This is a genomic window from Pseudomonas sp. Z1-12, assembly GCF_051132015.1.
Classification (GTDB): domain Bacteria; phylum Pseudomonadota; class Gammaproteobacteria; order Pseudomonadales; family Pseudomonadaceae; genus Aquipseudomonas; species Aquipseudomonas zanjanensis.
This window is the reverse complement of sequence record NZ_CP071647.1, coordinates 449,324-464,307: the sequence shown is the minus strand read 5'-3', so window position 1 is coordinate 464,307 and position 14,984 is coordinate 449,324. Positions and strand designations below refer to the sequence as shown.

The 14,984-nt window shown below is 61.5% G+C and carries 15 protein-coding genes; 11 read left to right on the top strand and 4 right to left on the bottom strand.

Annotated features, from left to right (window positions below):
* Window positions 1-16 precede the first annotated feature (16 nt).
* The 3 genes from mscK (at window position 17) to J3P85_RS02045 (ending at window position 5,771) form a co-directional block, all read left to right on the top strand.
* Window positions 17-3,379 (top strand): mechanosensitive channel MscK, encoded by a 3,363-nt coding sequence (gene mscK, locus J3P85_RS02055; protein ID WP_434704726.1) that lies wholly within the window; start codon window positions 17-19, stop codon window positions 3,377-3,379.
* 37 nt (window positions 3,380-3,416) lie between these two features.
* Window positions 3,417-4,880 carry a protein adenylyltransferase SelO gene (gene selO / locus J3P85_RS02050; protein WP_434704725.1) on the top strand — a complete coding sequence of 488 codons (1,464 nt, stop codon included), beginning with the start codon at window positions 3,417-3,419 and terminating at the stop codon, window positions 4,878-4,880.
* Window positions 4,881-5,420: 540 nt separating this feature from the next.
* Window positions 5,421-5,771: a DUF6124 family protein gene (locus J3P85_RS02045; protein WP_434704724.1), complete on the top strand. Its 351-nt coding sequence runs from the start codon at window positions 5,421-5,423 to the stop codon at window positions 5,769-5,771.
* A gap of 127 nt (window positions 5,772-5,898) precedes the next feature.
* On the opposite strand, the gene J3P85_RS02040 is transcribed toward J3P85_RS02045, so the two are convergent.
* The 3 genes from J3P85_RS02040 to J3P85_RS02030 form a co-directional block, all read right to left on the bottom strand.
* On the bottom strand, window positions 5,899-6,300 hold the full coding sequence (locus J3P85_RS02040) for a helix-turn-helix domain-containing protein (RefSeq protein ID WP_434704723.1): 402 nt from the start codon (window positions 6,298-6,300) through the stop codon (window positions 5,899-5,901).
* A gap of 243 nt (window positions 6,301-6,543) precedes the next feature.
* Window positions 6,544-6,822: a hypothetical protein gene (locus J3P85_RS02035; RefSeq protein ID WP_434704722.1), complete on the bottom strand. Its 279-nt coding sequence runs from the start codon at window positions 6,820-6,822 to the stop codon at window positions 6,544-6,546.
* Window positions 6,823-7,069: 247 nt separating this feature from the next.
* A complete protein-coding gene (locus J3P85_RS02030) occupies window positions 7,070-7,975 on the bottom strand; it encodes a LysR family transcriptional regulator (protein ID WP_434706314.1) in 906 nt (301 codons plus the stop codon).
* A 204-nt stretch (window positions 7,976-8,179) separates the two neighbouring features.
* Between J3P85_RS02030 and ycaC the strand changes: the two genes are divergently transcribed.
* Both ycaC and trxC read left to right on the top strand, forming a co-directional pair.
* Complete coding sequence (gene ycaC, locus J3P85_RS02025) at window positions 8,180-8,806, top strand: isochorismate family cysteine hydrolase YcaC (RefSeq protein ID WP_030140945.1); 627 nt, start codon at window positions 8,180-8,182, stop codon at window positions 8,804-8,806.
* Between the two features lie 173 nt (window positions 8,807-8,979).
* Window positions 8,980-9,402, top strand: coding sequence for a thioredoxin TrxC (gene trxC / locus J3P85_RS02020; protein WP_434704721.1), 423 nt, complete (start codon window positions 8,980-8,982; stop codon window positions 9,400-9,402).
* Between the two features lie 127 nt (window positions 9,403-9,529).
* On the opposite strand, the gene J3P85_RS02015 is transcribed toward trxC, so the two are convergent.
* Window positions 9,530-10,300 carry a ParA family protein gene (locus J3P85_RS02015; RefSeq protein WP_186706040.1) on the bottom strand — a complete coding sequence of 257 codons (771 nt, stop codon included), beginning with the start codon at window positions 10,298-10,300 and terminating at the stop codon, window positions 9,530-9,532.
* 360 nt (window positions 10,301-10,660) lie between these two features.
* Here J3P85_RS02015 and J3P85_RS02010 point away from each other — a divergent pair, with 360 nt between their 5' ends.
* Genes J3P85_RS02010 through J3P85_RS01985 form a run of 6 tightly spaced genes read left to right on the top strand, consistent with a single transcriptional unit; the run spans window position 10,661 to window position 14,884 of the window.
* Window positions 10,661-11,380: a beta-ketoacyl synthase chain length factor gene (locus J3P85_RS02010; RefSeq protein ID WP_434704720.1), complete on the top strand. Its 720-nt coding sequence runs from the start codon at window positions 10,661-10,663 to the stop codon at window positions 11,378-11,380.
* Window positions 11,356-12,165, top strand: a complete 810-nt coding sequence (locus J3P85_RS02005) for a lysophospholipid acyltransferase family protein (RefSeq protein ID WP_434704718.1) — start codon at window positions 11,356-11,358, stop codon at window positions 12,163-12,165. Before J3P85_RS02010 ends, J3P85_RS02005 begins: the two co-directional genes overlap by 25 nt.
* A complete protein-coding gene (locus tag J3P85_RS02000; protein ID WP_411386297.1) occupies window positions 12,146-12,403 on the top strand; it encodes a phosphopantetheine-binding protein in 258 nt (85 codons plus the stop codon). The genes J3P85_RS02005 and J3P85_RS02000 overlap by 20 nt, the downstream gene beginning before the upstream one ends.
* Window positions 12,404-12,411: 8 nt before the next feature.
* Window positions 12,412-12,666, top strand: coding sequence for an acyl carrier protein (locus J3P85_RS01995; RefSeq protein ID WP_186706044.1), 255 nt, complete (start codon window positions 12,412-12,414; stop codon window positions 12,664-12,666).
* Window positions 12,663-13,208, top strand: coding sequence for a hypothetical protein (locus tag J3P85_RS01990; protein ID WP_434572820.1), 546 nt, complete (start codon window positions 12,663-12,665; stop codon window positions 13,206-13,208). Before J3P85_RS01995 ends, J3P85_RS01990 begins: the two co-directional genes overlap by 4 nt.
* On the top strand, window positions 13,205-14,884 hold the full coding sequence (locus J3P85_RS01985) for an AMP-binding protein (protein WP_434704717.1): 1,680 nt from the start codon (window positions 13,205-13,207) through the stop codon (window positions 14,882-14,884). The genes J3P85_RS01990 and J3P85_RS01985 overlap by 4 nt, the downstream gene beginning before the upstream one ends.
* Window positions 14,885-14,984 lie beyond the last annotated feature (100 nt).

The following is a 14,984-nucleotide window of genomic DNA, read 5'->3' as shown; positions in this document are numbered from 1 at the left end:
TGCTTGACCGGTCTCTATGCCTACCCTGCGCTCCTTTTTCGCCATTGCCCTGCTCGGCCTGAGTCTTTCCATCTGCACGGTGCACGCCGCCGAGCCGCCCACCAGTGCCTCGGTACAGGCCAGCCTGGACAAGATCGGCGACCGCAAACTGCCGGAAGCCGACCAGAAAGCCCTGCAGGCCGTCTTGCAGAACACGCTGACCCAGCTCAACAACAAGGCTGATTACGAACAGAAGCTGCAGGCGCTCAAACAGCAACTGGCCACGGCGCCCAAGCAGAACATCGAGAACCAGCGCGAACTGGCGCGGCTCAAGGGCACCACGGTGGTGCCGGTGGCGCAACGCTATGCCAACCTGCCGATTCCCCAGCTCGAACAAATGCTCACGGAGCGCTCCACCCAGCAGAGCGACCTGCAAAAAGCCCTGGCCGATGCCAACAGCCTGGTCATCACCGCCCAGACCCGCCCCGAGCGCGCCCAGGCGGAAATCTCCACCAGCCAGACCCGCATCCAGCAGATCAACACGATTCTCAAGGCCGGTCGGGATGCCGGCAAGGCCCTCAGCGCCGAGCAGCGCGACCAGCTCAACGCCGAGTTGGCGGCACTCAATGCGCTGATCCCACTGCGCCGCCAGGAACTGGCCGGCAACAGCCAACTGCAGGACCTGGGCAACGGCCAGCACGATCTGCTGACGGAAAAAATCGCCCGCATGGAGCAGGAAATCCAGGACCTGCAAAACCTGATCAACCAGAAGCGCCTGGCCCAATCCCAGGAGACAGTGACCCAGCAATCCATCGAAGCCCAGAAGGCCGGTGGCAGCAGCTTGCTGGCGACCGAAAGCTCAGCCAACCTGAAGCTCTCAGACTACCTGCTCAAAAGCACTGACCGTCTCAACGAAGTCACTCAGCAGAACCTGCAGACCAAGCAATTGCTGGACAGCGTGACCCAGACCGACGCCGCCCTGGACGAACAGATCAGCGTGCTCAAGGGCAGCCTGCTGCTCTCCAAGATTCTCTACAAGCAGCGCCAGACCCTGCCGCGCCTGAAGCTGGACCAGACCCTAGCCGACCAGATCGCCGACATCCGCCTGTACCAGTTCGAAGTCAGCCAACAACGTGAGCTGCTGAACAACCCCAGTGCCTATGTCGACAACCTGCTGGCCTCGCAACCCTCGGAACAAGCCACGCCGCAACTGCGCAAGACCTTGCTGGAGCTGGCACTGACCCGCGTCGACCTGCTGGAGCGCCTGAACCGGGAGTTGAGCGCGGTACTCAACGAATCCATCACCTTGCAGCTCAACCAGAAGCAACTGCTCAGCACCGCCCAGAACCTGCGGGCGACGCTTGAAGAGCAGATGTTCTGGATTCCCAGCAACAAGCCGCTGGATTTCGAATGGATGCGTGCCGTGCCGACGCGCCTGGAGAAACAGATCGACTCGCTGCCTTGGGCGTCGAGCCTCAGTGAGCTGGCCGATGGCCTGACCCAACGCCCCTTGCTGTTCCTGCCCCTGGTGCTGCTGATCGGCGTGCTGCTGTGGCGGCGCAAGAATCTCTATGCCCGCTTGAACAAGGTCCACCAGGACGTCGGCCACTTCAAGCGCGACAGCCAGTGGCACACCCCCCAGGCGATCCTGATAAACATCCTGCTGGCAATGCCGGTCGCCCTGGCGCTGACCCTCTGCGGCTATGCCTTGCAGATCGACGCCCGCGGCCAGAACGCCAACCTCGGCGCGGCGCTGCTGCAGATCGGCCAGGCATGGCTGGTGTTCTACACCGCCTATCGAGTGCTGGCGCCAGGCGGCGTGGCCGAGTTGCATTTCCGCTGGGAGAAACCCCAGGTCGAATTCCTCCAAGGCTGGATTCGCCGGCTCGGGCTGGTGGTACTGGCGTTGGTGGCCGTGGTGGCGGTGGCCGAGTTGCAACCTTCAACCTTGGCCGATGACGTGCTCGGCATGCCGGTGGTGCTGACCTGCTACGCCCTGATGGCGTGGTTGCTCAGTCGCCTGTTGCTCAGCAGTCCAACGCACAAGAACACTTCGCTGTTCCGCAAGGCCGTCGGGGTGCTGTTCACCGCGCTGCCGATCGCCCTGTTCGTGGCGGTGTGCTTCGGCTACTACTACACCGCGCTGAAACTCAGCGACCGGCTGATCAATACCCTGTACCTGCTGATGTTCTGGCTGGTGATCGAAGCCACCTTCGTGCGCGGCCTGTCGGTCGCGGCGCGACGCCTGGCCTACCAGCGCGCCCTGGCCAAGCGCCAGGCGGCCAAGGAAGCCGGCGACGGCGAAGCGGTGGTCGAAGAGCCGACCCTGGATATCGAGAAGGTCAACGAGCAATCCCTGCGCCTGATCCGCCTCGCCCTGCTCGGCGGCTTCATGGCCGCGCTGTATTGGGTCTGGTCGGACCTGATCAGCGTGTTCTCGTACCTGGACAACATCACGCTCTACGAGTACACCAGCGGCACCGGCGTCAACATGAGCATGGTGCCCATCAGCATTGGTGACATGCTCGGCGCGCTGATCATCATCGGCATTACCTTTGCCCTGGCACGCAACCTGCCGGGCTTGCTGGAAGTGTTCGTGCTGTCAAAGCTCAACCTTGCCCAAGGCAGCGCTTACGCGACCACCACGCTGTTGTCCTACGTCATCGCCGGCGTCGGCTTCGTCACCACGCTCTCTACCCTGGGCGTGAGCTGGGACAAGCTGCAATGGCTGGTGGCGGCACTGTCGGTTGGCCTGGGTTTCGGCATGCAGGAGATCTTCGCCAACTTCATCTCCGGCATCATGATCCTGTTCGAACGCCCGGTGCGCATCGGCGACACCATCACCATCGGCAACCTGTCGGGCACGGTCAGCAAGATCCGCATTCGCGCGACCACCATCACCGACTTCGATCGCAAGGACATCATTGTCCCGAACAAGACCTTCATCACCGGGCAACTGATCAACTGGTCGCTGACCGACACCGTGACCCGCGTGACCCTGAAGCTGGGCGTGGACTATGGCTCGGACCTCGACCGGGTTCGCGAACTGCTGCTCAAGGCCGCCCGCGACAACCCGCGCGTGCTGAAGGAGCCAGAGCCCATCGTGTACTTCCTGAACTTCGGTGAAAGCACACTGGACCATGAACTGCGCATGCACGTACGTGACCTGGGCGACCGCAACCCGGTGCTGGACGAGATCAATCGCTTCATCAACCGGGAATTCAAAAAGGAACATATCAATATTTCGTTCCGTCAGATGGAGATCTATCTGAAGAACCTGCAAGGCCAGGAATACAAACTGGTGCCCGCAGAGCCCGACAAAAAGACCATTCCGCCCGTGCCTTCGGCGGTCGCCAGCATCAAACCGGTGTCCGAACCTCCGCAGGGTAAACTCGACTGACTTGGGTTGCCTACGGGCGGTCCCGCTGGAGACGGCCATGAAATCGCTGGAAACGCTGACCTTCGATAACCGCTTCGCCCGCCTGGGCGACGGTTTCTCGGCCCACGTGCTGCCCGAGCCCATCGACAATCCACGACTGGTGGTCGCCAGCCCGGCGGCCATGGCGCTGCTGGACCTGGATCCGGCAGAAGCCGAGACAGCGCTGTTCGCCGAGATCTTCGGCGGCCACAAGCTCTGGGCTGAAACCGAACCTCGGGCGATGGTGTATTCGGGTCATCAGTTTGGCCACTACAACCCACAACTGGGCGATGGCCGCGGGTTGCTGCTGGGCGAGGTGTACAACGAGGCCGGCGAGCACTGGGACCTGCACCTCAAGGGCGCCGGCCAGACGCCGTTCTCACGGATGGGCGACGGGCGCGCGGTGCTGCGCTCCTCGATCCGCGAATTCCTCGCCTCCGAGGCCTTGCACGCCCTGGGCATCCCCACCACCCGCGCGTTGTGCGTGATCGGCTCGGACACCCCGGTATGGCGCGAAAAACAGGAGCGCGCCGCCATGGTGCTGCGCCTGGCGCCGAGCCATGTGCGTTTCGGCCATTTCGAATACTTCTACTACACCAAGAAACCCGAACTGCACGCAGCCCTCGCCGAGCACGTCTTGAACCTGCATTTTGCCGAATGCCGTGAGCAGCCGGAGCCGTACCTGGCGATGTACCGCGAAATCGTCGAGCGCAACGCCGAGCTGATTGCAAAATGGCAGGCCTACGGTTTCTGCCACGGCGTAATGAACACCGACAACATGTCGATCCTGGGCATCACCTTCGACTTCGGGCCGTTCGCCTTCCTCGATGACTTCGACGCCAACTTCATCTGCAACCACTCCGATGACCAGGGCCGCTATTCGTTCAGCAACCAGGTGCCAATCGGCCAGTGGAACCTCAGCGCCCTGGCCCAGGCCTTGACCCCCTTCATCAACGTCGACGCGCTGCGCGAGACCCTCGGGCTGTACTTGCCGCTGTACCAGGCTCACTACCTGGACTTGATGCGCCGCCGCCTCGGTTTGACCGTCGCCGAAGAGGATGACCAGAAACTGGTGGAGCGCCTGCTGCAACTGATGCAGAACAGCGGCGTCGACTACAGCCTGTTCTTCCGTCGACTCGGCGACCAGGCGCCCGAGCAAGCCATTGCCACCCTGCGCGACGACTTCGTCGACCTCAAGGGATTCGACGCCTGGGGCGAGCTCTATACCGCCCGCGTCAACCGCGAAGGCCCCGTCGATCAAGACCAACGCCGCGCCCGCATGCACGCCGTCAACCCGCTGTACGTGCTGCGCAACTACCTGGCACAGAAAGCCATCGACGCCGCCGAATCAGGCGGCTACGACGAAGTCCGCCGCCTGCACACCGTCTTGAGTCACCCATTTGAAGAACAACCGGGCATGGACAGCTACGCCGAGCGCCCGCCGGAATGGGGCAAACATCTGGAAATCAGTTGCTCGTCGTAACCCTTCCTGGCCACAGATTCAGGGTTGTCTGATCGACAGTCATCGCGAGCAAGCTCGCTCCCACAGGGGTTGGGTGTTGCCGCAAATATCGCAGTCACACAGCCATCCATGTGGGAGCGAGCTTGCTCGCGATGGCAATCTTCAGTTAATCACAGGCCTCTCAGGCAAATGCTGAAGCCCTTGACCATCACCGCGTTTATTTCGATGTAGGACCACGCAGGAGCAGGCTACGCCGCCTTGCGCCATTGCCTACAACTACGCCAGAATCCGCCGGCTTGTGCGCCTTGGGGTCGGGCTTTATCGTTTCCCCGTCGCTGAAAATCAGCGATCGGGTTTAGCAGCTCGAACAACATCAAGGCACGCCAGTGTCGCCATTCGAACAGTTGATCACCATAGACTTGTCAGCATTATGGCGGCTATGCGTGGGGCACTTCGGTGCGCCGGGTTCCTTGATGCCTGGTCTGCTAACCCGCGTACAGCCGCCACCCTCTTCGTTTAGCAGCGACGGGTGACGGCTCCACTCATCAAGGAGTTTCATCCATGTTCAAAGCAACCCCTAACCCGCCAGATACCGACCCAGCCAACCCGAACTCAAAAGAATTCGACGAAACAGCTGACCGCGTCCTCGACTACTACCTCAACCCAAAACCCAGCAAACCCGAGGCCGATCCAAGCCAAATGTTCACCGTCGTCAATGGCGTCGACACCGAAACCCTGCTCGCCAACCTCAACGAAAACCTGGCCTCGGCCAACGCCATGGTCAGCGACCTGGTATTCGACCTGAAAGGCTCCAGGCGGCAAGTCGCCCTAGGCATTCAGCAATTGATCGAACTAAGCGTTTTACTGGCGAACCGGGCACTGGACAACGTCGAACCCCGCCAGTCGACATAGCGCATCCCCCGGTGGCGAGGGAGCTTGCTCCCGCTGGGCTGCGCAGCGGCCCCAAACCTCAAAAGCGACGACTGCTTCGCAGCCGAGCGGGAGCAAGCTCCCTCGCCACAGTGAGCGCGCCAAACCATCAAATAAAGGTCTCAACCGATACGCCGAAGCGCTCCGCCAACCAGCGGATCTGCCTCAAATTGAGCTGACGCTTGCCGCTCAATATCTCCGATACCACCGACTGGGTACCGACACCCGGCAAGTCACTCTGGCTCATCCCATGCTCGCGCATCAGATAACGAAGCGCCTCAACGCCAGTGGCCTTGGGCATCGGCCGGTGTTGATGATCCCAGGCCTCGATCCATTCACCGATAATGTCCACCAGGCTCATCAACGGGTGGGCTTCTTCTTCGCCAACCAACTCCAACAATTCATCGAGCGCTGCGACCAACCGGTCGTAATCCTCTTCGCTCCTGGGCTTACGCAGCAAGGGAGACACAAACTCCCAATGGGCGGCGACTTGTTCGATCAGTGCACTCATCCCTTTTCCTCATCGCATTTTGCTATGGACTAGATAAACACAAATCGCACTTATCGCAAATTGCGATAATGCTAGGAAGAAAAGATGACAGCTTTTACGGCGAGGATTGGTCTGGACGAGAGTCATCGCGAGCAAGCTCGCTCCCACAGGGGTGGGGTGTTGTCGCAAATATCGCAGTCACACAGCCATCCATGTGGGAGCGAGCTTGCTCGCGATGGCAATCTTCAATTTATCGCAGGTTACTCACCCAACCTTATCGTTCCCCTGCTCAGGCGTCTCGATCCCCGGCTCTGCCTTTTCAACCCCCTTCTCCTTGGGTTTGGCCGCTGGTTTTTCCTCGGGATAGCCGGGCATGCCGCGGGCGTCTTCAGGGGTCAGTTCGTCCCGGTCGTGGCGGCGGTCGGTGGCGTAGGACGGGGCGGCGTTGGGGTCTTCATCGCGGCCGGCGGTGCCGAGGACGAAGCCGTCGTCGTTGGGGTTATCCACTGTTTGGGGAGTGGCTGGGTCTTGAGGATGGCTCATGGGACCTCCTGAGTCTGCAAACAGGTACGTGGTGTCTTTTTGAGGCCGTGACAGCTTTTCAGTGCGGCGCACCTGATGAATGGCAATTCTGGTTGGAAGGTCCGATGAAAAACCTGTGGGAGCCGAGCTTGCTCGCGATGAAGGCACCTCGATCTACCGGAAGAGCGCGTTATCGTTCATCGCGAGCAAGCTCGGCTCCCACAAAAGCTTGGCTCCCACAGAAGCACTTCACTCAAGGGCGCCTGCCCTACGCCATATCACTGTGGCTGAATTCTTCTGCCAGAAAGTCGATCAGCGTACGCACCGACGGCAGCAACCCGCGGCGTGAGGCAAAGATCGCATGGACGATCCCGCACTTCGGCGTCCAGCCCGACACCAGTTCCACCAGCCGGCCGGCCGCGATGTCTTCGCGCACCACCACGGTGGGCAGGTGGGCGATGCCGATGCCTGCCAGCACCGCATGACGCAGGGCCAGCAGGTCGTCGGTGACCATGCGTGGCGCGTGACGGATCAGCGCGCGGGTGCCATCCGGGCCGAACAACTCCCACTGGTATTCCCGCTGCGCCGCGCCCCAGTGCACGCTGGGCAAGCCGTTGAGGTCCGCCGGGGAGGCCGGTGAAGACAAGCGCTCGAGGAACGCCGGGCTGCCCACCAGGCACTGGGTGCTGTTGCTCAGTACCTTCATGACCATGTCGGTGTTTTCCAGCGGCGGAAAGCGCACCCGTAAGGCGATATCGAACCCTTCATGGATCAAGTCGACCCGGCGGTTGGTGCTCTCGATGAACAACTCCACCCGCGGGTACTTGAGCATGTAGCGGGTCAACATCGGCCCGACCCAACTGTTGAGCAGCGCCGTCGGGCAACTGATGCGCACCAGCCCCTGGGGTTCGGAGCGGTTGCGCTCGATCACTTCCGCCGCGCTCTCGGCCTCGACCCGCATCGCCAGGCAACGCTGGTAATAAGCCTGGCCGATCTCCGTCAGCGTGCAATGGCGGCTGGTGCGATGGAGCAAGCGCACCCCGAGCCGCTCTTCCAACTGGGCGATACGCCGGCTGAGCTTTGACTTCGGCATGTCCAGCGCCCGGCCGGCCGCGGCGAACCCACGGTGCTCGACCACCTGGGTGAAATAGTAAAGCGTATTGAGGTCTTCGATGATCGTTCTCCAAATAGAACGCTAAGGCTGATTTTCGCAGTCTAGCGCTTCAAAGGTGCCAGTTTTAATCTACACCCATCGAAACGCAACACGGATTCAAACCGGCGCTTCGGCCAGATGAGTCACCCAATAATCGCTGCACCGAATTCACAACCTTAACCACGCCGAAACCTTCGGCAAACAAAACTTGATGAGGGCTACGCCATGACTACTTCCTACAACCGTCTCGACAAAGATAACGCCGCCGTTCTGCTGGTCGATCACCAAGCCGGTCTGCTGTCGCTGGTACGCGACATCGACCCGGACCGTTTCAAGAACAACGTACTGGCCCTGGCTGACCTGGCGAAGTACTTCCAACTGCCGACCATCCTCACCACCAGCTTCGAAACCGGCCCCAACGGCCCGTTGATGCCCGAGCTCAAGACATTGTTTCCGGACGCGCCGTACATCGCCCGTCCTGGCCAGATCAACGCCTGGGACAACGAAGATTTCGTCAAGGCAATCAAGGCCACTGGCAAGAAACAACTGATCATCGCCGGCGTCGTCACCGAAGTCTGCGTAGCCTTCCCGGCCCTGTCAGCCCTGGCTGAAGGTTTCGAAGTGTTCGTGGTCACCGATGCGTCTGGCACGTTCAACGAACTGACCCGTCAATCGGCCTGGGACCGCATGTCTTCCTCCGGTGCGCAATTGATGACCTGGTTCGGCCTGGCCTGTGAACTGCACCGCGACTGGCGCAACGACGTGGAAGGCCTGGCGACCCTGTTCTCCAACCACATCCCGGACTACCGCAACCTGATGACCAGCTACAACACGCTGACCAACGGCAAATAACAGCCACACCGATACACCCCTGTGGGAGCGAGCTTGCTCGCGATAGCGGTCTGACAGTCGAGGCAATATTGACTGATACACCGCCATCGCGAGCAAGCTCGCTCCCACAGGTTTTTGTGGTGGTTTCTATATAGTGTTCAATCTGTGCCAAGGATTTTCTGGAGACTGGTCTGATGCTGATCCCCTGCCCCCATTGCAACGGGCTCAATCGCATACCCGCCGAACGCCTGGGCGACCAGCCCAAGTGCGGGCGCTGCAAAGCCCAGGTGTTATTGAGCAAGCCGTTCGAACTCAAGCAAGGCGACTATGCCAGCCAGATCAAAGGCGACCTGCCGTTGCTGGTGGATGTGTGGGCCGATTGGTGTGGGCCATGCAAGTCCTTCGCGCCCGTGTTCGAACAGGCCGCCGCGCAACTGGCGGGCAAATGTCGGCTGGCCAAGCTCGACAGCGAGGCCAACCAGCAGTTGTCGGCGCAGTTGGGGATCCGCTCGATTCCCAGCCTGATTCTGTTCAAGGATGGCCGGGAGGTGGCGCGCCAGAGTGGGGCGTTTCCCTTGCCTCAACTGATGGCTTGGTTGCGCAGCCAGGGGATTTGAAGCCATGAGAAAAGTGTGGGAGCGAGCTTGCTCGCGATAGCGGTGTACCGGTCAATACTGTGTCGCCTGACAGGCAGCTATCGCGAGCAAGCTCGCTCCCACAGTGATTCTTTCAAGTGGATTTCAATCAGGCGCTTTCCAGCAGGCTATGCAATTCCATGAACTGTTGGGTCAGTTTGTGCCGCGGGTCGAGGTGGATCAGCGGCAGGCTGGCCTGGTGGGATTCGCGCATGCGCACCGAACTGCTCAGGTACACCGGCAACACCGGCAGGCCTTCGGCGATCAGTTCGTCGAGAATCTGCTGCGGCAGGCTGGCGCGGGCCTGGAACTGGTTGACCACGATACCTTCGACTTCCAGGCCTTCGTTATGGTCGTCCTTGAGCTCTTCGATTTCCGCCAGCAGGCCGTACAGGGCCTGACGGGAAAAACTGTCGCAGTCGAAAGGAATCAACACCCTATCAGCAGCGATCAGCGCCGAAACCGCATAGAAATTCAAGGCTGGCGGGGTGTCCAGGTAAATCCGGTCGTAATCCTCCTCCAGCTCTTCGAGCAATTTGCGCAGCTTGTTGATCTTGTGCTTGGCCTCGAGCTTGGGCTGCAGGTCCGTCAGCTCCGCCGTGGCGGTGATGACATGCAGGTTGTCGAAGGGTGTTTCGTAGATATCCACCTTGTTCTTTTTCGAGAACGGCCCGGACGACAGGGTCTGCTTGAAAAAATCGGCAATGCCCATGGGGATGTCATCGCCGGTCAGGCCAGTCAGGTATTGAGTGGAGTTGGCCTGGGCATCCAGGTCTATCAATAGCGTGCGATAGCCTTCGCTGGCGCTGACCGCCGCCAGATTGCAGGCGATGCTGGACTTGCCCACGCCACCTTTCTGATTGAACACCACACGCCGCATGTCAAAACCTCCGTGTATCAAAGATTCCCGAGTGTAGTAGGGCGCGACACCGCTTAGCTACCTTCTGCGTAGAAGGACTACAGCGACGGTGGCTTTTCCAACGATTCAGGCGTCAATCAAGTCCAGTCAATGACAGGAACAACCGACAGACAAACTCGCGATGATCGCGACAATGGTCCTGGCCTGACATTGAGCGGACCAACCCGTACATTTTGCTGGACAAAATGTAACCAGTATTTGCTACAAGCCAACCGCACCGGGATAATGCGCGCCACTTGGGTCGCAAGGCCATGCAGGGTTGGACGCGGGTCAAACCACTGAACCGTGACAATAAAAGCCCGCAGGGGTGGGGTGAAGTTTGTGATCAATTTCAATATCGCCCAATGGCGCGCATGGGCCCCTGGGCTCGAAAGCGTGGATGATTGGCAGGCATGGAGCCGACAGCCGGTCGTATTGCCAGCCAGCGATGCCGCCCCTGACGTCTCGTTCCTGCCCGCCATGCAACGCCGGCGCCTCAGTCGCCTGGCGCGGATGGCCTTCAGCGTCGGCTGGCCACTGGCCGAGGGCCGTCCGGCCCTACCGTTGGTCTTTATTTCCCGTCACGGTGAAACCCCGCGCACGTTCGAGATTCTGAAGGACCTGGCGGCCGACCTGCCCTTGTCGCCGACCCAATTCAGCCTGTCGGTCCATAACGCGGTGATCGGCCTGTGGTCGATCATGCGCAGCGAAACCAGCGAAATGACCTCCCTGGCCGCCACGGGCGATGGGTTGGAGCATGGCGTGCTGGAGGCCGCAGCGCTGTTGAACGAAGGCTCGCCGGCGGTGTTGCTGGTGATTACCGAGGAACAACCGCCGCAGGTCTACGCTCCGTGGGTCGATGACGTGCCTTTTCCCTATGCCGTGGGCCTGCTGCTGACCCCGGGCGACGATTGGCAACTGGACCTGTCCGCACAGGCCGACCACTCGCCTGGCAGCGACTGGCCCCATGCCCTGGATCTGTTGCGTACCCTGCTGAACAACGAAACCACCTGCCAACATGCCTGGAAGAATCGTGTATGGACCTGGCAACGCAACCGGTGACCGGCAAACATCGCGACGCCTATTACTGGCGCCTGGTCGCGACCGCCGCCAGCTTCGCCCTGTTCGGGCTGGGCGGGCTGTGCCTGCGTTTGCTGGTGTTCCCGTTGCTGGCCTGGTTGCCCGGGGATGCCAAGGCCCACCGACAAAGGGCTCGTCGCACCGTCGGGCGGTTGTTCTGGTTCTTTATCCGATTCATGGCCCGCACCGGGGTGCTCACCTACCAGATCGATGGCGCCGAACGGCTCGGGCGTCCCGGGCAGATGATCATTGCCAATCACCCGTCGCTGATCGACGTGGTGTTCCTGATCGGGCTGGTGCGCGACGCCAACTGCGTGGTCAAGCAAAGCCTGTGGGAGAATCCTTTCACCCGTGGCCCATTGCGTTCCACCCAATACATCAGCAACGACGGCAGCATGGACATGCTCGATGCTGCCAGCGATGCCTTGCAAAATGGCCAGACGCTGATCGTCTTTCCCGAAGGGACGCGCACCCAGCCAGGCCAGGCGCCGGCCTTTCATCGGGGGGCCGCGGCCATTGCCCTGCGGGGTGCGAAAATCCTCACGCCCGTCACGATCAAGGTCAACCCCACGACCCTGACCAAGGCCGAACCCTGGTATCGCATCCCTCGGTGTCGCGTGCACTTCAGTTTTCACGTCGGGGCCGATATAGACCCACAGGCGTTCGCTGCGCTCGGCCCGCCACCCCAGGCTTCGCGCAGGCTCAACGATTTCTTGCATCACTATTACATCAAGGAGCTCGCCGAAGATGAGCGATCTGCACCGTGACATCAAACAGCTGATCATCGAAGCCCTTGGCTTGGAAGACATCGGCATCGACGACATCGGCGACGATCAGACCCTGTTCGGCGAAGGCCTGGGCCTGGACTCGGTGGATGCCCTGGAGCTTGGCCTGGCGATCCAGAAAAAATATGGCATCAAGATCGACGCCGACGCCAAGGACACCCGTAACCATTTCAGCAATGTGGCAAGCCTTGCGGCCTTCGTCACTGCAAAAAGCGCCTGAGACCGACCATGCAAACTCGTGACGACATTTTCAACACCCTGCGTGATGCCCTGGTCGAACTCTTCGAACTGGACCCAGCACGCGTGACGCTGGAATCGAACCTGTACCAGGACTTGGAAATCGACAGCATCGATGCGGTCGACCTGATCGATCACATCAAGCGCCAGACCGGCAAGAAAATCGCAGCCGAAGAATTCAAGTCGGTGCGCACCGTCAATGACGTGGTCGAGGCGGTCTATCGACTGGTCCAACCGGCCGCATGACCCGGCTGATTGGCCTCGGCCTGCTACTGGCAGGCCTGCTGTACCCCTTTGCGGTGTATTTCGGCATGGAGCATTTCGCCCCGTGGCAGTTCGGGCTGCTGCTGGGGAGCCTGTGGCTGGCCCGGGCGTTGCTTGGCAAGGGCGGCGCCGGCAGCCGTTGGATGGCTGTCACGGCGATCGGTTTTTGTGTGTTGCTCGCGCTGTTCGACAGCCCGCTCCTGCTGCGCTGGTACCCCGTGCTGATAAGCGGGTTCATGCTCGGGCTGTTCGCCCTGAGCCTGAAATACGGCCCGCCGATGATTGAACGCCTGGCCCGCCTGCGCGAACCGCAGCTGCCGGCCAAGGCGGTGGTGTATACCCGCCAGGTCACGGTGGCCTGGTGTGTGTTTTTCCTGTGTAACGGTTTGCTCGCCGCCGCCCTGACCATTTGGGCGCCGCTGAGCTGGTGGATGTTGTACACCGGCCTGATTTCCTACGGACTGATGGGGCTGCTGTTTGCCATTGAATGGCTCATACGACAACGGGTAAGAGGCCGCCCATGAATTGGATAACACTTGAGCAGATGTTGCTCAGGGCTCAGCCGGAACGCACCGTTACGGTCGCTCCGGCGCTGGATCACTCGCAACTGCGGGACGCGGCGTTGTGCCTGGCGGCGGGCCTGCAAGCCCGGGGCGTGCAGCATGTGGCGGTGCACCTGGACGATGCCGCCGACCTGGCCATCGCCCTGCTCGGCGCTTGGCGTGCCGGGGTGCGGGTGCTGCTGCCCGCCGACCTGCAAGCGCAGACTCGCCAGCGCTGGGCGGCGGACGTGGACCTGTGGTTGACCGACCAGCCCGGCGACACCCATCCCGGCGACGTGCGACACGCGCCGATGGATGGGGCCGAACTGGACCTCGATCACTGTTGGCTGAGCCTGTGCACCTCCGGCTCCAGCGGCGAGCCCAAGCGCATCGAGAAAACCCTGCGGCAGTTGAGTAACGAAGTCCAGGCCCTGGAGCAACTGTGGGGCGCCGACCTCGGCCCGGCCTGCATGATCGGCAGCGTGGCCGCCCAGCACATCTACGGACTACTGTTTCGGGTGCTGTGGCCGCTGTGCGCCGGGCGTCCATTCACGCGTCGGCAACTGGCATTTCCCGAGGACCTGCAACGGGCCAGCCGTGAACAACCGGCGTTCGCCTGGGTCGCCAGCCCGGCATTGCTCAAGCGCATGGGCGACAACCTCGATTGGCCGGCCCTGAGCAGCGTGCGCCGAGTGTTTTCCTCTGGCGGCGCCTTGCCCTCCGAGGCTGCACAAAGCTTGCAGCGACGCCTGGGACAATGGCCGACGGAAATTTTCGGCAGCTCGGAAACCGGCGGCATCGCCTGGCGCCAGGGCGGCGGATTGTGGCAACCCTTTGCCGGCGTCGAGTTGCGCCAGGACAGCGACGGCGCCTTGCTGATCGCTTCGCCCTATCTGCCGGCCGGGCATGTGGAACATACCGCTGATGCGACGCGGATCGCCGACGACGGGCGCTTCGAGCTGCTCGGGCGACTGGACCGTATCGTCAAGCTTGAAGAAAAACGCATTTCCCTGCCGATGCTGGAACAAGCACTGGTGGCCCACGACTGGGTCAGCGAAGCGCGATTGGGCGTGGTGCAGGAGAATCGCGCCTCCCTTGGCGCGCTGGTGGTGCTGAGTGATGCCGGCCTGCATGCCTTGCGCAACCAGGGCAGACGCGCCGTTACCGAGGGCCTGCGCCGGCACCTGAGCGCCCACTGCGAACCCCTCGCCCTGCCACGGCGCTGGCGCTGGCTGCGGCAGTTGCCGCTCAACGCCCAGGGCAAGTTGCCCCAGGCCGAGGTCGAAGCGCTGCTGCTGGCGCCACGTCCAAAAGGCCCCGAAGTCCTGGAACGAGTCGAAACCGATGGGGAATGGAGCCTGCAGTTGATCGTGCCGCCAGACCTGGCGTACTTCAGCGGTCATTTTCCCACCGCGCCGGTGTTGCCGGGCGTGGTGCAGGTCGACTGGGCCTTGAGCCTCGGCCGCCAACTGCTGGACCTGCCGCCCCGGTTTGTCGGCATGGAAGTGCTGAAATTCCAGCAACTGGTGCGCCCCGGCGATGAAATCCAGCTGCACCTGCGTTTCGACCGCGAGCGCGGCAAGCTGTACTTTGCCTTCCGCAATGACACGGCGGCGTGCTCCAGTGGGCGGATTGTGTTGGGGGAAAACAATGCCTAGGCAACTGCACAGATCACTGTGGCGAGGGAGCTTGCTCCCGCTGGGTGGCGCAGCCGCCCTCGCTTTTTTGGCGGTTGCTACGCAACCGAGCGGGAGCAAG